Annotated in this window: 16 protein-coding genes and 1 tRNA gene; 13 read left to right on the top strand and 4 right to left on the bottom strand. The window is 31.0% G+C overall.

All coding sequences use genetic code 11. From position 1 onward, the window contains the following. The first annotated feature begins 54 nt into the window (after window positions 1-54). Genes CALAG_RS04830 through albA form a run of 4 tightly spaced genes read left to right on the top strand, consistent with a single transcriptional unit; the run spans window position 55 to window position 2,658 of the window. Complete coding sequence (locus tag CALAG_RS04830) at window positions 55-942, top strand: ABC transporter ATP-binding protein (RefSeq protein WP_015232614.1); 888 nt, start codon at window positions 55-57, stop codon at window positions 940-942. Window positions 943-944: 2 nt separating this feature from the next. Next, window positions 945-1,685 (top strand): hypothetical protein, encoded by a 741-nt coding sequence (locus CALAG_RS04835; RefSeq protein WP_015232615.1) that lies wholly within the window; start codon window positions 945-947, stop codon window positions 1,683-1,685. After that, window positions 1,685-2,299 carry a hypothetical protein gene (locus CALAG_RS04840; RefSeq protein WP_015232616.1) on the top strand — a complete coding sequence of 205 codons (615 nt, stop codon included), beginning with the start codon at window positions 1,685-1,687 and terminating at the stop codon, window positions 2,297-2,299. The genes CALAG_RS04835 and CALAG_RS04840 overlap by 1 nt, the downstream gene beginning before the upstream one ends. Window positions 2,300-2,355: 56 nt before the next feature. Beyond that, window positions 2,356-2,658 carry a DNA/RNA-binding protein AlbA gene (albA, locus tag CALAG_RS04845; protein WP_015232617.1) on the top strand — a complete coding sequence of 101 codons (303 nt, stop codon included), beginning with the start codon at window positions 2,356-2,358 and terminating at the stop codon, window positions 2,656-2,658. Here albA and CALAG_RS04850 read toward each other — a convergent pair. Further along, window positions 2,655-3,995 carry a signal recognition particle protein Srp54 gene (locus CALAG_RS04850; RefSeq protein ID WP_015232618.1) on the bottom strand — a complete coding sequence of 447 codons (1,341 nt, stop codon included), beginning with the start codon at window positions 3,993-3,995 and terminating at the stop codon, window positions 2,655-2,657. The two genes, albA and CALAG_RS04850, sit on opposite strands and share 4 nt — an antisense overlap. Before the next feature lie 90 nt (window positions 3,996-4,085). On the opposite strand from CALAG_RS04850, the gene CALAG_RS04855 reads away from it, so the two are divergent. Both CALAG_RS04855 and CALAG_RS04860 read left to right on the top strand, forming a co-directional pair. Next, complete coding sequence (locus CALAG_RS04855) at window positions 4,086-5,798, top strand: M28 family metallopeptidase (protein ID WP_015232619.1); 1,713 nt, start codon at window positions 4,086-4,088, stop codon at window positions 5,796-5,798. Between the two features lie 187 nt (window positions 5,799-5,985). Then, window positions 5,986-6,942: a homoserine kinase gene (locus CALAG_RS04860; RefSeq protein WP_015232620.1), complete on the top strand. Its 957-nt coding sequence runs from the start codon at window positions 5,986-5,988 to the stop codon at window positions 6,940-6,942. Here the strand turns inward: CALAG_RS04860 and CALAG_RS04865 are convergent. Then, window positions 6,904-8,004 carry a DUF711 family protein gene (locus CALAG_RS04865; RefSeq protein ID WP_015232621.1) on the bottom strand — a complete coding sequence of 367 codons (1,101 nt, stop codon included), beginning with the start codon at window positions 8,002-8,004 and terminating at the stop codon, window positions 6,904-6,906. The two genes, CALAG_RS04860 and CALAG_RS04865, sit on opposite strands and share 39 nt — an antisense overlap. Before the next feature lie 163 nt (window positions 8,005-8,167). Between CALAG_RS04865 and CALAG_RS04870 the strand changes: the two genes are divergently transcribed. From CALAG_RS04870 to CALAG_RS04880, 4 genes are all read left to right on the top strand, one after another. Next, window positions 8,168-8,252: transfer RNA gene (locus tag CALAG_RS04870), tRNA-Ser, on the top strand. A 770-nt stretch (window positions 8,253-9,022) separates the two neighbouring features. Next, window positions 9,023-11,167, top strand: coding sequence for a YncE family protein (locus CALAG_RS04875; protein ID WP_015232622.1), 2,145 nt, complete (start codon window positions 9,023-9,025; stop codon window positions 11,165-11,167). 187 nt (window positions 11,168-11,354) lie between these two features. Next, window positions 11,355-11,486: a hypothetical protein gene (locus CALAG_RS08105; protein WP_342662575.1), complete on the top strand. Its 132-nt coding sequence runs from the start codon at window positions 11,355-11,357 to the stop codon at window positions 11,484-11,486. A 556-nt stretch (window positions 11,487-12,042) separates the two neighbouring features. After that, on the top strand, window positions 12,043-13,116 hold the full coding sequence (locus tag CALAG_RS04880) for an AAA family ATPase (RefSeq protein ID WP_015232623.1): 1,074 nt from the start codon (window positions 12,043-12,045) through the stop codon (window positions 13,114-13,116). A gap of 224 nt (window positions 13,117-13,340) precedes the next feature. On the opposite strand, the gene CALAG_RS04885 is transcribed toward CALAG_RS04880, so the two are convergent. Next, window positions 13,341-14,060, bottom strand: a complete 720-nt coding sequence (locus CALAG_RS04885; protein WP_015232624.1) for a PD-(D/E)XK nuclease family protein — start codon at window positions 14,058-14,060, stop codon at window positions 13,341-13,343. A gap of 185 nt (window positions 14,061-14,245) precedes the next feature. Continuing rightward, a complete protein-coding gene (locus tag CALAG_RS04890) occupies window positions 14,246-15,037 on the bottom strand; it encodes an aldo/keto reductase (protein WP_015232625.1) in 792 nt (263 codons plus the stop codon). A gap of 139 nt (window positions 15,038-15,176) precedes the next feature. Here CALAG_RS04890 and thrC point away from each other — a divergent pair, with 139 nt between their 5' ends. From thrC to CALAG_RS04905, 3 genes are read left to right on the top strand one after another with little or no spacing between them, the layout of a single operon-like run. After that, a complete protein-coding gene (gene thrC / locus CALAG_RS04895; protein WP_048816767.1) occupies window positions 15,177-16,340 on the top strand; it encodes a threonine synthase in 1,164 nt (387 codons plus the stop codon). Window positions 16,341-16,366: 26 nt separating this feature from the next. After that, window positions 16,367-17,026 (top strand): uracil-DNA glycosylase, encoded by a 660-nt coding sequence (locus tag CALAG_RS04900; RefSeq protein ID WP_015232627.1) that lies wholly within the window; start codon window positions 16,367-16,369, stop codon window positions 17,024-17,026. 2 nt (window positions 17,027-17,028) lie between these two features. Then, window positions 17,029-17,523, top strand: a complete 495-nt coding sequence (locus CALAG_RS04905; RefSeq protein ID WP_015232628.1) for a protein-tyrosine phosphatase family protein — start codon at window positions 17,029-17,031, stop codon at window positions 17,521-17,523. The last annotated feature ends 5 nt before the right edge of the window (window positions 17,524-17,528 follow it).

Genomic DNA, 17,528 nt, shown 5'->3' on the forward strand with positions numbered 1-17,528 from the left:
GTATTAATATAATAATTATTAAATTTCTGTCAATACAATATTGCTGGTGGAAAAATGGATGATCTGATAATAGAAGATGTAACAAAAAAATATGGAAATTTCACAGTTTTAAATAACGTTTCATTAAAAGTAAGAAAAGGGGAAATAATGGCATTAGTTGGTCCTAACGGTGCAGGAAAGTCTACTTTAATAAAAACATCCTTAGGTTTGTTAAGAAGAGATTCAGGAAAGGTTCTGCTTTTTAACAAAGATCCATTTTATGAGTCTTCAGCAAGAGAAAGGGTTGGAGTAATATTTGAGAGACCTTCATTGCCAATGAGTATGCCAATAGAAGAATTTCTGTCTCATGTAACGAAAATTTATAATAAAAATTCTGAAATAATTAAAGAAGCAATAGATTTAGTTGGTCTATCAAATTATGAAAATAAGCCTTTTTCTCAGCTAAGTGCTGGCCAAAGGCAAAGAGCAGCCATTGCACATGCATTAATTTCTGATCCTGATATGATTATTGCTGATGAGCCTACAAGCAATTTAGATCCATTAGAAAGGAACAAAATATTAGAGCTATTTTTAAAAATAAATAAGCAAAAAGGCCTAACAATAATGATATCAAGTCATGTCTTGCCAGAGGTTTTAAGGGTTTCAACAAGCATAGCAATAATGAAATCAGGTAAAGTTATTAAAACAGGTACACCAGATGATATAATCAAAAATATATCAATAGCTAGGATAAGATGTAAAGATGTAAGAATAATAAAAGAAAACCTAGAAAAAAATGGATACTCATTAAGCATTGAAGGAGGAAATATATATGTAAAAACAGAAAACCAAGAGGGGATATCAAAGCTATTAAATCTCCTTTCTGATCAGATAAAAAATGGACAACAAATATATGGAATCGAACTAATAGAGCCTGTAATTGAGGAAATATTGGAGGGATAGACATGTCTATTAAGAAATCATGGGAACTTGCTCTAATAGATCTATATGATTCGTTAAGGCCACCGAGCTTTGATATAATGTTAATCTTAGTATCAGCTTTAAGCGGTATATTATCTGTATTAGAACCAGTAACAACTCCTCCTGCAGTTGCAAATGCTGTTTTAGGGGCTGTTTTATTTGTTACCTCTCTTTATTTAGCTTTAAGAGCATCATCAGACTTAGTTAACTTAGTCCAAACAGGGGTTATGCCATTATATCTAACTTATCCTATATCAAGAAGAGAATCCTCATTAATTATTTACTTAACAAGGGTTTTCATACCTTCTCTTATATTATTGGGAATACCAGCTATAGTTTCAGGTGTAATGTTATACCCTGTTGTTGGAAGAAATATTGGAGAATTCTTAATAATGTGGGTTTCTTATTTAATTCAAGCCCAATTATATGGATCTATATTTATCTTAGCATCTATAAAAACAAAAAGTTCTGGTACATCAGCAGTAATTAGCATTACCGGATATTTTGGATTTACTGTTACAAGTATTATATTGGCATTAATAGGATCTTTAAACAATATTGAAATTTTAACTAAAATAGCAAATTCCATGGGGTTATATAATGTTGTATATGATATGATAACTAAAGTTTCAACTCCATTATGGGAAATTTTTGTTGTTCCATTAATATTTTTAGCATTATTCATAACTTATATAATATACTTTACTAGGAGGTTCGAACCATAATGTTTTGGTTTAAAAAACTTTTGCCTAGGATAATTTTTGGGATAGCCATAGCTTTAATCATAGCATCAGTATTTGCAACTCAATATGGTGTGAAAACTTATTCATCATGGAGCATTGGATATGATGGAAAATCAGCACCATCTATTTTAGCTGCAATTGTGCCCACAAGTTCTGGTGTTGCACAAATAAATATTACTGGAGTTTCTCAAGCCCTTTACATGAACTTAACTGGTAATCCCCTTACATTATTGGGAGAAGCGGGAGGTCTAGGATTAAAGACTGTTAATACCATCTCCCACGACGATTTTCAAACAGGAGTATATTTTGTAGTTACAGGTCTTCAAGGAAATCCGATAACTGCAGAACAGGCATTTCAAGGGCTAGTAAAAAATGCGCAAAAGGTAGGAAATAGCTATATAGTCAAGAAAACAGTTAATCCTGAAGAAAGCATTGTTGTGCTAGCATTTCCAAATTCTTCAACTGTATTAATAAATGAAAATTTCAAAGTAACGGGGTATGGTCACATATCTTTATCTTTAGGTATAGAGTTAGGCATCTTATTAATCCTTATATCAATAGTCCTTGAAATAATTTTGAGAAGATCGCTAAAATAATTAGCAAAAACAAACGCTTTTAATATATTATTTCAAAATTAAAATAGGTGAAAGAATTGTCAGAAAATCAGCAAAAATTGATTTATATTGGTAGAAAACCTTTAATGAATTACGCTTTGGTAGCCATACAGATGTTTAATTATGAAAATGCTGAAGAAATTAAAATAAGGGCTAGAGGGTCAAATATATGCAAAGCAGTTGATTTGGTCGAATACCTTAAAAACATGTATTATAAAGACTTAACTCTTAAAGATTTAAATATATTTTCAGAAGAGATAAGTGATGAAAAAGGAAGTAAGAAAACCTTACCCTCTATAGAAATAACAATAAATAAAGGGAAAAATGCACCAGCTATTTAATCTTCTATATTTTGCATTCCTAATTTCTTTAATATTCCCCTATCTCTTTTAATCCTTTTCATTATTGCCTTCAAGTTTTTATAATAAACAATCAAATCCTTAACATCTTCAATACTTGTCCCACTACCAATTGCAATCCTTCTCATTCTCTTCCTATCAATGATATCAGGGTTATCAAGTTCTTCATAGGTCATGCTTTCTATTATATGTAGCCATTTATCAACCTTCTCTTCACCAATCTTTAATTGTTCATTTTTTATTTGAACAGGTAATGAGCTTGTTGGTAACATTTGCAATATTTTGCTAAAAGGCCCCATTTTCCTTAAACTCTTTAATTGTGCATACAATGTCCTCATAGTTATTTTTCCTTTAGCTAAATCTTCTTGCAATTTTTCTATATTTATATTATCTTGGACAGATTTTATTTTTTCAAGTAATGCATCTAAATCTCCTAGTCCTAGTAACCTTGAGACAAATTTTGATGGATTAAAAAGTTCTAGTTCATCTATCTTTTCACCTGTGCCTATGAATTTAACTCTAGCCCCCGTTGCAGCTATTGCTGATAATACTCCACCACCTTTAGCAGTTCCATCAAGCTTTGTTACTATAATTGAACCTATTGGTGTTGTCTCATGGAATTGTTTAGCTAAATCAAATGCTTTTTGACCAATTGAAGAATCTAAAACAAGTATTACTTCGTCAGGTTTGACTTTATTAGATATGTTTCTCATCTCATCGAGAAGACTCTTTTCATTACCATAACCATGTCTACCTGCTGTATCTATAATTATTATATCAGCGTTTTTGTTTTTAAAATATTCAACTCCATTTATTGAGATTTCTTCTGCCTTATTATTGTTTTGATCTCCATAAAACATTGCTCCGCTTAAATTTGATAGCATTTTGAGTTGCTCATATGCACCTGGTCTATAAGTGTCTGCTGCAACCAAACCTACTTTATAACCCTTTTTAACATAAAAACTTGCTAATTTTCCAGCCGTTGTAGTCTTTCCGGAACCTTGGACTCCAACTAATAATATTATCCATGGTATTTTTTTAGGCTCAACGTCTGGAGTTGTATCTCCCCCAAATAAATTGCTCAATTCATCATATACTATTTTTATAAACCATTCTTTTCTACTTATACCAGAAGGAGGTTCTTCTTCCAATGCTTTCTTCTTTATATTTTCACTTAATTCCTTAACTAATTTTATATTAACATCGGATTTTATTAGTTCTCTTTGGAGATCTTTAATAAATTCTTCAACAGAATCTTTATATGTGCTACCTCCTTTTAAAAACTTCGTTACTGCATTCCTTAATCCTTCTAGTACCAATAGCTAACCCCATTTTATTAGAGTTTTCGGACTTAAAAAGCGCATAATTAATATTTAATCTTTAAATTAACAAAATTATTGGGGATAACCATGATAAATGAAATAGAAACATTAGGAAACCTTTATAACAAATTTATTAATTATACAAATGATTATAGGGTTTATAGATTTTTATCAAATTATACAAGGTATAATAGAATTCAGGGAAGTGCAGAAATTTTAGATGCCGCAAAATTTATTGAAAAAACCTTAATAGAAAATTCTCCCGATATATTAAATGTTGAATTTCTAAAATTTGGTGGAACTTCAGTTCCAGAATGGATTGGTGCGCCAACAGGTTGGATACACAGATTTACATGGTTAAAAATAGGTGATGTAGAATTAAATAGCAAGCAACACCCTACATTACCAGTTGCTCATTCTCCACCATCTGATGGAAAGGTTATTGGTAAAGCAGTAAAAATAAACAAATGGAATGATCCTGAAGAATATAAAAAGGCTAAAGGAAAAATAGTTGTATCAGATGGTTTGTCTTACATAGTTTATAGGCTTGCATATGAAAATGGAGCATTAGGAGTACTTCTTTATTCAAAGAATTCTCCTCCAGAAGCTGTTCCTTATAAATCATTATTTTTAAGTAGAGAAGAAGCAGCAAAATATACAATTCCAGCTATATCTATACCAAATTATTTGGTAAATGATATTGAGGATAAGGAAGTATCTATGTATTTAGATGCTGATGTTAAGAAGGATCCCGGATTTCCATATATTTTAGCCTGGATTGGGGATAAAAATTCTAAAGGACCAATATTAATGGCTCATATGTGTCATCCAAGTCCTGGAGCAAATGATAACGGAAGCGGTACAGTTTCATTGATGGAAACAGCAATTGTTTTAAGCGAAATGATACAAAAAGGTGAAATAAAACAACCAGATAAAACAATTAGATTTATTTGGTTCCCAGAATATACGGGAAGCAGCGTGGTTTTTAATTCATGGTTATCTAGCCTTGTTACAGAAGCTATAAACCTCGATATGGTTGGGGTTTATCCAAGTGAAAGAGATGGGCCTTTGAAAATTATTAGCAATAGCATAAGCAATATATCTAAATCAAGCGCGGCAATATATTATGCAGCGAAAATAATTTCAAACAAAATGGGATTTGATAGATTCCTCTTGACTCCATATGATGGAGGAAGTGATCATGATGTTACAATATCTTATGGTATACCATCAGTTATGCTAAATCAATGGCCTGATTACGCATACCATACTGATTTAGATGATATGAATAGGATATCTAGGTTTATGCTTAAGCTTTCTTCTTCAATTGCTTCTTTAGCTTCTTATACGTTAACTTTAATTGATGTTGATACTTCAATGTTTTACAATGATTTATTAAATCAAATCATAATAAATCATTTATCAAATAATGATTTAATATCAGCTAAGCTTGCATTAAAATACTTACCTGAATTATTTAATTTAGAAAAAAGAGATATAGATATAAAAATTGAAGCAAGTGGAGATAATATCATAAAAAATAAACCACCAATGGTAGAAGGGTTAAGAGCTATTGCAAAATATAATTTAGACGCTTCATTAAAGATATCTGAAATTTTAAACAGAAGTCCTTTAGGCACAACAGTTTATCTAAGAGAAGCTTTCTTCTTATCAAAAGAGAGACCTCTAAAAGAAGTTTACACTCTCTTATTAGCTGAATATGGTAAAAAGAATGTTAATAATGAAGATCTTATAAATTTATTTAACATATTAGCTGATGCAAAAATTATTAGTTATTAATTAAAAAAGCTTCATTATTTTTACATAACTATTAATAAAAATCCCTTATTTATTCTTATTAGCAGATTTATAGTTCTTTTTTATTTAAATTTATAATTTTTTTCCTTATATGAAACTTATCATATCAAACACAAAATAAAGATTTATATTTCTTAAACTATTCGTTTTTAGCAAAAAGGTGATTAAGATGGAAGAAGTGTGGGCTAAAGCCTATTCTAGCTCTGCAAATTTAGGACCTGGATTTGATGTTTTATCTCTTGCTCACGATGCCTACTATGATGTAGTTTCTATATCAGCAAAAAATGGTGCCGGGGATATTAAAGTTGAAAAAATTGATGGGCCATTCTCATCTAATGTTAGCGAAAACAATAGCGCTTCTTATGCTATTAGATATATGATGAATGACTTAAAACTAAACAACTACGATATAAGTATCAAAATTTGGAAAGGAATACCTGTTTCATCTGGTTTAGGAGGTAGTGGAGCAAGTGCTGCCGCAGCTGTTTTTGCATTATCGAATGTGTTAGATTTAGGCCTAAAAAGGGAAGAATTAATAAAATATGCAGGCCAAGGGGAAATAGTTTCTGCAGGAGTTCCTCATTATGATAACGTTTCTGCATCTCTATTAGGAAAGCTTGTTGTTGTAGGAAATATTGATGATAATATACTTGCTTATAGCTTTGATATTAATGCATCTTTCATTATATTTAGACCAATTAATTATTACCTAGAAAATAAAACACAATATATGAGATCCTTATTACCAAAATTTGTGGAATTTAAACATCACATACATGATACTGCAAATTTGGGAATTCTCATCTCTTCATTATTGAAGGGTGATCTTAAAGCTGCAGGGAAAGCAATGAATGATACTATTGTTACAAATGCAAGAGCAAAGGCTGTTCCATGTTTTATGGAAATTAAAGAAGCCTTGCATAATGAAGGCGCTTATGGAGTTGCAATAAGTGGTGCAGGACCATCAATAATTGTTCTATATGAGAAAAATGCAGAGAATCTAATAAATACAGGTTTAAATATTTATAAGAAATGCAACATAAATGCTGAGGCTAAAATAGTGAGGCCAGCACAAGGGACAAAAATTTTATATGGAGATAACTGGGGTTTCTCCGAATCTGCCTAGGTCTACTTTATCTCCTGGCTCTACACCTTCAACCGGTATAATTCTTACCCCTAATGCTTTTGACTTCATTTTTGCATATGCTGATTCATCTAATAACAAACCTGCAACATCAACTATATTATGAGGAACTACTGCTAAATCTAAGCCTGCCAAACAAACACCGCTTAATTTTACCAAATCTCTTGCATTAAATTCTCCTTCACTTGCCCTTGCTTTTAATTTTGAATCCTCTGCAATTGGTAGCATTACCTCATTAAATCCAGTGGTTTTCAAACTCTTAGAGGAAATCAATAAGGCATCATTAACTCTTTTTAACCCATATGCGAATCCAGGCTTAGGTAATCTTACCCCTGAAACTTGTTCGACAAGCCCTAAGCTCGATTCTTCCATCCAAGGAGAAACACTTAAATCAACGCCAGCATATTCTATATTTAATGCATTTGCAACATGCATGGCCATATCTTCAGCGATCTTCCCAGCATTTATAATAGAAGAAATCATTCCATCATAACCATTTTTTGTGTAAGAATCCTTTAAATAATTCGGATAAGTTAATGCTGCAGATATCATAATTTTACCTGGAATTGCTGATGCTAATGGATAATATGGTGTTATAAAATGTTTTTCATTTAATGTGTTCACGCCAATATTTGCTCCCAATTCTGGAGAATTAGATGTTAATTCATGCAATGCCTTTGATATCTTTATAGCCTCATCCCAATCATTACCTTTCATTAATATTGATGCAAACATTTTATTGCTTGCGATCAATAATATTGCTTCAGATAAGCTGTTATAATTAGAATCTAATTGACCCAAATTAATAGAATATCTTTCTGTTAGGTCTTCTAATAACTTTACAAAGCTTTCCAAATCATCCAAAAAGGGTGGATTTGGAAATGCGATCCTTAAATATGTTGGGCTTATACCAAATTGACTTTTATAGTTATCCACTTCTTCTGAAAACCTTGACAAAAAAGTTTCTATTTCATCTTTAGCGTCTTCCATATCATCAGAAAGGGATTTTCCATAATGAATTGTTAAGGTTCTTATCTCATACACAAGCATCCCCGATCTGATTTAATATATTTAAACTATAAATCTTTATAATAAAAATTTTTCAATCATGTTGTTTTAAACAAATTATTTAAAATTCGCGAACCAACGATATTGAAAACCTTAAAAACCTTAAACTTAGATATTATAATGTGAATGAAGAGTTGATGCCGCGGTCGCCCAGCCCGGTAGGGCGTCGGCCTGCTAAGCCGATGGGGTTAATCCCCGCGCGGGTTCAAATCCCGCCCGCGGCGCCTCATATCATAAATTTCTAAGATATCACCTAAAGATCCCCCTCTAAGAAGAGTGTATAAATCATAAAACAAAGTGTTTAACGAAATATGAATCCTGGAATGTTTTCATATGAAGAGATGTTTTTCTGGAAATATAGACAGAAACAGCATAAACATAACCCATGCCTTAATAAGAGATACGGGCCACAATATGCAAACATAACAAAGGAGTAATGAAGATTTACTATTAATAATTATGGAAACTCCAAAGCCCTGTGTGTGAAGGTGGGATAGTTTACATGGGCTTTTATGCTCTTATTTTTAGTTTCATGTAGAGGAAGATCCGATTTATAGAAAAAATGGACTTATGAAGTAAATAGAGATGTATATTAAAAATGAAATCTGATCAATAAGGCTAATACTCTGGAATCAAGATTATTAGGAACAATTAAGAAATGAGAAGGCCGAAAGACGCTTAATCTGGCAATAAAAGGAAGTAGGAGTTAAAAGATAAATAGTAAAGATATGATGAAAGTGGTAATAATTTTTATTAGTTTTGCAAAACATTTTTAAAAATTTTGCTTTCAAGAGAAAGAAGATTAAAGGAAGAGATCATAAGACAATAATATGATGGTTATATCTTTTTATAATATAAAAATGAAGGAAAAATGATGCCAAAAGCATTTTCAACATATTCCCATTTATTTTGTTTAATTATTTGACACAGCATAAAATATAGAAAAATATATAAAAAGAGGTTTAATATAATGTTTTATTAGAGGTGGAGTCCTGTGGATTTTAAAAACCCATTTAAAAAAAGTTCTTCTATATTGTTAATACTTCTATTTGTTGTATCATTAGTGGGTCCCATTTCTATTGCCTTTGCCAATAATCAAACGCGATATTTTAAACCTTCTTTAAATGAAACTCTAATCAAAAAGATGCTAGATAATAATATGATGGAACCTTCAATCTTTATTTCTACAAATAATTTAAGCTACTTATTTTCAATTTCTCAAGAAATAGAAAATAAACATGTAAAAAGACTAGATTCTTCAGGAGGAGTAATGCAAACATTTTCTTCATCTTCTCAAGGAGAAAATAAACTAATCAAATATTTACAACCTCAGGATTCAAAAATGGCACAGCTCTCCCCGCTTGTCTTCGTTATTAACGTTGGAGGTGGGCCTTTCGGTATTGCTTATGATCCTGCAAATGGATATATGTATGTTACTGACTTTTATACTAATAGAGTTTCTATCATTTCTAATAACTTAGTAATTGCAAACGTCAATGTTAGTAGTTGGCCTATAGGTATTGCTTATGATCCTGCAAATGGATATATGTATGTTACAAACTATGGTTCAGATACGGTATCTGTTATTTATAATAACTTAGTAATTGCAAATATTACTGTTGGGAATGCACCAAATGGCATTGCTTATGATCCTGAGAATGGGTATATGTATGTCGCAAACTATGGTTCAGATACGGTATCTGTTATTTCTAATACATCAGTTATTAAAAATATTACTGTTGGGAATTGGCCTGTAGGTATTGCTTATGATCCTGCAAATGGGTATATGTATGTCGCAAACTCAGGTTCTAATACAGTTTCAGTAATCTCAAATACATCAGTTATTAAAAATATTACTGTTGGCGGTGGGCCTATAGGTATTGCTTATGATCCTGAGAATGGGTATATGTATGTTACAAACGTAGGTTCTGATACAGTTTCGGTTATCTCTAATAAATTTGTAATTGAAAACATTAATGTTGGGAATTGGCCTGTAGGTATTGCCTATGATCCTGAGAATGGGTATATGTATGTTACAAACTTTGTTTCTAATACAGTTTCAGTAATCTCAAATACATCAGTTATTAAAAATATTACTGTTGGCAACGGACCAGCTAATATTGCTTATGATCCTGCAAATGGGTATATGTATGTTATTGACATTAATTCTAACAAGGTTTCTGTAATTTCTAATACATCAGTAATTGCAAATATTACTCTAGGCCCTCAAATACAAACCACTAATAAAATCATTGCGCCTGTAGGTATTGCTTATGATCCTGAGAATGGGTATATGTATGTTATCAGATTAGGTTCCAGTAACATTTCTGTAATTTCTAATACATCAGTAATTGCAAATATTAACGTTGGGATTACATCCATTAGTATTGCTTATGATCCTGAGAATGGGTATATGTATGTTACAAACTTTGTTTCTAATACAGTTTCAGTAATCTCAAATACATCAGTAATAGAAATCGTCAATGTAGAGGATGAACCTATAGGTATTGCTTATGATCCTGAGAATGGGTATATGTATGTCGCAAACTCAGGTTCAGATACAGTAACCATTCTACCAACGGGAATTTTATCTCCCGTTGTCGCTTATTCCGTTACCTTTACAGAATCAGGTCTGCCATCTGGAACATTATGGACTGTAATTCTTAATGGTATAACCAAATCATCTACATCTAACACAATAACATTTGATGAGCCCAACGGTACTTACTCATATACCATAAGTCCTGTTAAAGGCTATAATGTAACGCCTTCATCGGGAAAAATAACTGTTAATGGAACTGGTGCTGATATTCATGTATCATTTATACAGGCTCCTACTACTACAACTCCTACTACTACAACAACGGCATTAACAACAACCATCACATCAACTACTCCTACGAGCTCATCAACAACAAGTATCTCGATGACAACCACATCAACAACAAGTAGTACAACATCAATGACAACCACATCAACTACTCCTACGAGCTCATCAACAACAAATAGTGTATCTACAACAACTGTTTCATCTTCACCTTTAGCTCCAAAAATTTCAAATAATTCGATTGATTTTATAATTATTGTTGCAGTTGTATTAATTATTGTTGCTGGAGTTATTTTATTGAGAAGGAGATAAGAGTTATTTTAAATAAATTGTTTTTATATTATCTAAAATAGAAACTGGGATCTGCTATATTAAATTAAATAACTAGAGATGCTTATAAAGATTATGATTGATTTCTATCAATAAAAAGTTTTCTTTTTATTATAGAATTTAAATTGTATGGGCTTCCCTTCTATAAATACTATTATTTTGAAGTGATGTGAAAAAAGCCTTGGAACTTGAAGAGGGAATTGAAATAAGTGATTCTGAAGTTTATAATTACTTAACTCAATTAGTAAACTACCCTGCTCTTACGGACGGAGCATCTCCACCTCGCGGTAGGATTTCCTGATTCTTAGAGCAACCTCGATTCCCCTACACCCACAGCGGAGATTCCATCGAATGGAACCGTTTCGTTATGCCCCATGTGGAAGAGAGGTTATGGAGGGTTTGCTCACCACAGGTTTAATCCCCAGTCCCTAGGGTATGGCCCAGCACTTTCAGCCGAAGCCTTATATTTATTGTTTTAGTATAACCATAAAAACATTTCTATAAGGGGGCTATTCATCCCTCATGGAAGGGGACTTTCGCCCCTAAACCCCCAAAAGGTTAAATCATATAATTAATATTTTAAATTTTAAATCTAAGTTCTATTTTAAAATTTTATATTAAAAATGATTAATTATAAGATAATAAATTTTGTCTTGAATAAGACAACAAGCCACTTAAAAAAGATTTTTCTCTAATTTCATTTTTGATAAGTAATGAGACAAACAGATTAACAGGACAAGATATAAGATTTAATAAAAGAAATCATTAATTTCAGTAAGTTTCACATATGATAATAAAAACCCATTTATCGATAAACTTATTACTTCTAGGGGTAGAAGTTACTTCTAGGGGTAGAAGTGCTATTCGACATAACGCCTAAACATAATAGAAAGGATTTCTTTGATAGAGAAGAAGAAATAGAAAAGTTAAAAGAGCTAAGGACCCCTATATTATTAGTCTTAGGATTAAGAAGAACTGGTAAATCTTCTTTAATAAGGATATCTTTGAATGAGTTAAATTTGCCTTATATTTACTTAGACTTAAGAATGTTTGAGCAAAATAACTACTTGTCTTATAAGGAATTTTCTTTAGAACTCCAAAATGAAATAAACAAGTTAGCAAATAAATTTCCCTATTTAATTGATTTTTTAAAAGAAATTCAAGGTATAAAAATATTTGGAAATGAAATAAAATTTAACTGGAAGAAAAAAGAAAGGCCAAGCTTTTCTTCTATTCTAAGTGCTATGGAAAAAATTAGGAAGAAGGTAATTATTGTTTTAGATGAAGCTCAAGAGCTTATTAAATTAAAAGGTATAAATATCTTACCATCACTTGCATATGCTTACGATAATTTAAAAAACATAAAAATTATATTAAGTGGGTCTGAGATGGGAATGCTATATGAATTTCTAAAAATTGATGATCCAAATAGTCCACTTTATGGAAGAGCATTTTCAACTATAGAATTAAAGCCTTTTAATAGGGAAAAAGCAATAGAATTTCTTAAAAGAGGTTTTGAAGAGATTAACATTGATTTTAAAGATTATGAAACGGTATACGAAAAAATTGGAGGAATTCCTGGTTGGTTGACCTATTTTGGCTTTACATATATGGAAAAGAAGGATCTTGAAGAAAGTATAAATTTAACGCTTGAATACGCTAAAAAATTAATCATTAAAGAATTCAATAATTTTTTGATTGGAAGAGAAGTTGCAAGAAAAAGGTATGAGACAATAATGAATTTATTGAAGGAATGTAAAACTTGGAGTGATGTGAAAAAAGCCTTGGAACTTGAAGAGGGAATTGAAATAAGTGATTCTGAAGTTTATAATTACTTAATGCAACTAATGAAACACTCTTGGATCAAAAAAGAAAACAGAAACTATTGTGTTAGCGAACCATTAATATCCCAGGCTTTTCGCCTATCTTAGTTTGAGAGTGAATATCTTCCTTTTTTATTATATTACTATATGCATCTTGACTTTTCTACTAATAAAAACTCCGATATGGATTAAACTTATATGGATTTAAAATATAAGTAGATAACATGAATGGTGGTTTAAACGTGGGATATGCTGGAAAAAGAGATAAACTAATCATTAATTAAGTTAAAGTTAGGAGGAAGCCAGATCATTTGAATATTAGTTAATAAGGTTTATTTAATATTATCTAAGGAAGTAATTATCTTGATCCCCATATCTTTAGCCATAGCTATTACTTTGTCTTGATATTTATCATGTATAAAAGGAGTAATAGCGATTATTTCACTAACTTTAACTCCGGCCTTTTTCTCATAAAGCTCCTTCTTCCTTTTTATTATAGGTAGATCTCCTCTCTTTAGTGCTGACATTATTTCTATCATAATAATATTTCCATCTTTGATTACAATATCTATTTCAACTTCTGATGGATCATTATAAACGTAACCATCTTTGTCATAAATCAATTCATTTTTGATTTCCCAGCCTATATCCTTTAAAATTTCATATATACCATTTCTAAAGGAACTTTCTGATAAAATTCCCCATCTAGCACCTAAGGCATTTACAATATTTTCAAGCCTTTTGATGTCTTCCTTGGTGGCAAATTGCTTTGCTTCTTCTTTTGTAACTAACTTTGAGATGTCTTCCTTGGTGGCAAATTGCTTTTCTAAGTTCCCTACTTTTTCTTCTAAGCCAGTAACCTTTGCATCTAATTTTGAGAGTGAATTTTTCACATCCCTAATATCATCTTTAGTCGCGAGGTTTTGCCATGGGGTAAGCTTTGCCAATACCTCATAAATTATTTCTGGCCTCTGAGCTATAGCTTCGGCTATTATTGAAGGATTATCAATTAACACTTTCTTTATTTCTTCTCTTATTTCTTCAGATTTCATTTTTTATTTACCATTCTACGTATATTTCTATGAACTTTTCCTCTAATATTTATATGAACTTTAAACCTTATATTCTTCTTTTTTATAAAAACATAAATTCAAATAGCCAAGATTATTTATCCCTTACTTTCAAATACCATTTGTAGCATAATTTTTTATTAATAAGATTATAGATATTTAAATAATTACAATTTTTTTAATATTTCATAATCCTCTTCATTTATTTGAAAATCTATTGATCCCATTATTTCATCTATATGTTTCTTATTAGAAGCCTTTGGAATTGGAATAGAATTTTTCAATAAATAATTTAAGGCTATTTGAACAGATGTTTTATTGTATTTTTCCCCTATTTTCTTTAAAATACTATCATAAATAACCTCACCTTTTGCTAAGGGAGAATATGCTATAATTTCTATTTTATTTTCCTTTGCAAATGGAATAATATCGTTTTCAGGACTTTTATGGAATACGTTATATTCAATTTCATTAACAGCTATTTCATATTTCTTTGCAGATTGCATTGCATCTTTTAATAGTTTTACGTCAAAGTTGCTAACTCCCATACATCTTATTACCCCACTATCAATCAATTCTTCCATAGCTCTTATCGACTCTTCTATTGGTACTCTATTATTAGGCCAATGGATTAAATAAAGGTCTATTGATTTAATTCCCAACCTTTTTCTACTATTAATTGCTGATTTTATTAAATCATCATGCCTTAAATGATTTGACCATACTTTACTAACAATTAAAACGTCTTCATATTCATTTAAGGCCTTCCCTACAAGTTCTTCAGAATGTCCATCACCATACATTTCTGCTGTATCAAAAAGTCTAAACCCTTTTTCATAAGCATATCTTAAAATTTCTATTGATTCCTTATCTTTAGAATAATCTTTTTGCCAATAACCCCCACCAATACCCCATGTACCGAATCCTATTTTACCTACTTCTTTGTCGCAAAGTTTCATTTTTTTCCACAGATTATATTTTGTTCATTCAAATTTTATTAATGTTATTGTTAACCGGGGGGTTAACAATGAAAGCATTAAATTTTTAAATGCTGAAAATGCTTAAATTTGTGGTGGGATGATTGACAAGCATGGATTCATGAAATGTATTTCTTGCAATTCTACTTTCGATATTGATCAAAACCTTATAGTTTGCCCTAAATGTGGGGGTTTGTTAGAAATAATAAATGAGAAAGAAATAGACATTAAAAGATTAAAAGGCAAAGGAGTGTGGAGATATAAAGATTTTATACCTGGTAATTATAAAAAAATAGTATCATTAAATGAAGGAAATACACCTTTAATTAAATCAAGGAAATTTGAAAACCTATACTTTAAATTTGAAGGGCTTAATCCTACAGGTAGCTTTAAAGATAGAGGTATGACTATTGCGATAAGCTCTGCAGCAACTTTAGGATATAAAATTGTTGTTGCAGCATCAACAGGAAATACTGCAGCATCAGCATCTGCATATTCAGCAAGGGCTGGACTCAAAACAATTCTCTTCTTACCTAAAGGAAAAGTTGCTAAAGGAAAGCTATTTCAATCAATCCTTCACGGGGCCCACATTGTTGAAATAAATGGAAATTTCGATGAGGCATTGGATAAAGTGAAAAAGTTATTTAATAAGAATAAAGATGTTTATCCTGTTAATTCATTTAATCCTTGGAGATTAGAAGGACAAAAAACTATAGCATTTGAAATATTTGAGGAAATAGGTAATCCTGACTTCGTTATTGTTCCAACTGGAAATGCTGGAAACATATATGCAATATGGAAGGGCTTCAAGGAGTTAGAAAAATCAGGTTTAATAGAAAAAATTCCCAAAATGATTGCAGTGCAATCTTCAGGATCTTCTCCCATTGCTGATTATATTATAGGAAAAAAGAAAAAAATTGAATTTGTTGAAAATCCAGAAACTATTGCTACAGCAATAAGGATTGGAAAACCTGTTAATTACATGAAGGCAATAAAAGCTATAGAAGATTCAAATGGATATGCAATAAAAGTTGATGATAAAGAAATTATAGAAGGTCAAAAAGAACTAGCTAGAGAAGAAGGTATAGGAGTTGAGCCTGCATCCGCCTCTACTATTGCAGCATATCATAAATTACTTAATAATGGCTATCTTAATAAATATGATAAAGGTGTCTTAATTTTAACTGGACATGCGCTAAAAGACCCAAACATTTTGTTTGAAGAAGATTCTTATTCCATATCCTCCAATGATATAGAAGTATTTATAAATAAATTAAAAATTTAAGAGTTATTAATCTATTAGGGTATAGAATGGAAGACATAGAAGAAATAAACCAAAAAATAATTTCATGTAGAAAATGCCCTAGGTTAATTAATTACATAAATGATGTTGCAAAACATCCGCCAAAGAGATTTAAAGATTGGAATTATTGGGCCAAACCTGTGCCAAGCTTTGGAGACAAAAATGCAGAAATAGCGATAGTTGGATTAGCACCAGCAGCAAATGGAGGAAATAGAACAGGTAGAGTATTTACTGGTGATCATTCAGGTGATTGGCTATTTAAAGCTCTGTATGAAACAGGATTTGCAAATAAGCCAACAAGCATAAGTAAAGATGATGGATTAGAAATAAAAAATATTTATATTACAGCAGTAATTCATTGTGCACCTCCTCAAAACAAGCCAAATAAAGATGAGATATCTAATTGCTTGCCTTATTTGTTAAGTGAATTAAAATTATTAAAAAATTTAAAAGTAATAATAACCTTAGGAAAAATAGCGTTTGATACAATAACGAACATATATAATGTAAAATATGAATTTAAGCATTTAGCAGTTTATGATTTGCCAGGAAATAAAAAATTAATAGCAAGCTATCATCCTAGCGCGAGGAATACAAACACAGGGCTTATGGGATGGGAACAATGGGTAAATGTATTTAAAAAGGCAAAAGAGTTGATAGGTGAATAACTTTGGCAGGATTACCAAAAGAAATAATAAGCAATCTATATGCTGGCCCAGGATGTATTGATTTAGAAAAATTTAATATTAATGCTGATTTGATAATAACTTTAGATCCCTCGTGTGTTGTTAGAGGAAATAATAACAGAATAGTATTGCCAATAGAGGACTTTGATGTTGAGCCCATAATCAATATAGGTAAGGCAGTTGAAATAATTGAAAATAATCTAAAGAAAGGAAAGAAAATTTATGTACATTGCCATGCTGGTTGTGGAAGAACCGGGACAGTTATTGTATCGTATTTAATTTTATATAAAGACATGCAACTAAATTATGCACTAGACTTGTTTTATAGCAAAAGAGGATGCGGCCCAGACTCAATGCCTCAAGAATTGTTTTTGGAATCTTTATATAAATTAAAGAGGAAAGTTGGATCAAATAATTTAGTCGTAAAAGCCCTATTAAAATCAGAGACCTTAGATGACTTCTTGAGTAATCTAAGGTAATAAAA

Source organism: Caldisphaera lagunensis DSM 15908, assembly GCF_000317795.1.
Lineage (GTDB): Archaea > Thermoproteota > Thermoprotei_A > Sulfolobales > Acidilobaceae > Caldisphaera > Caldisphaera lagunensis.

Excerpts from the sequence above, each read along its gene's own strand:
- CALAG_RS04830 (WP_015232614.1), top strand. The coding sequence starts at position 55 with ATGGATGATCTGATAATAGAAGATGTAACAAAAAAATATGGAAATTTC.
- CALAG_RS04835 (WP_015232615.1), top strand. The coding sequence starts at position 945 with ATGTCTATTAAGAAATCATGGGAACTTGCTCTAATAGATCTATATGAT.
- CALAG_RS04840 (WP_015232616.1), top strand. The coding sequence starts at position 1,685 with ATGTTTTGGTTTAAAAAACTTTTGCCTAGGATAATTTTTGGGATAGCC.
- CALAG_RS04855 (WP_015232619.1), top strand. The coding sequence starts at position 4,086 with ATGATAAATGAAATAGAAACATTAGGAAACCTTTATAACAAATTTATT.
- CALAG_RS04860 (WP_015232620.1), top strand. The coding sequence starts at position 5,986 with ATGGAAGAAGTGTGGGCTAAAGCCTATTCTAGCTCTGCAAATTTAGGA.
- CALAG_RS04885 (WP_015232624.1), bottom strand. The coding sequence starts at position 14,060 with ATGAAATCTGAAGAAATAAGAGAAGAAATAAAGAAAGTGTTAATTGAT.
- CALAG_RS04890 (WP_015232625.1), bottom strand. The coding sequence starts at position 15,037 with ATGAAACTTTGCGACAAAGAAGTAGGTAAAATAGGATTCGGTACATGG.
- thrC (WP_048816767.1), top strand. The coding sequence starts at position 15,177 with ATGAAATGTATTTCTTGCAATTCTACTTTCGATATTGATCAAAACCTT.
- CALAG_RS04900 (WP_015232627.1), top strand. The coding sequence starts at position 16,367 with ATGGAAGACATAGAAGAAATAAACCAAAAAATAATTTCATGTAGAAAA.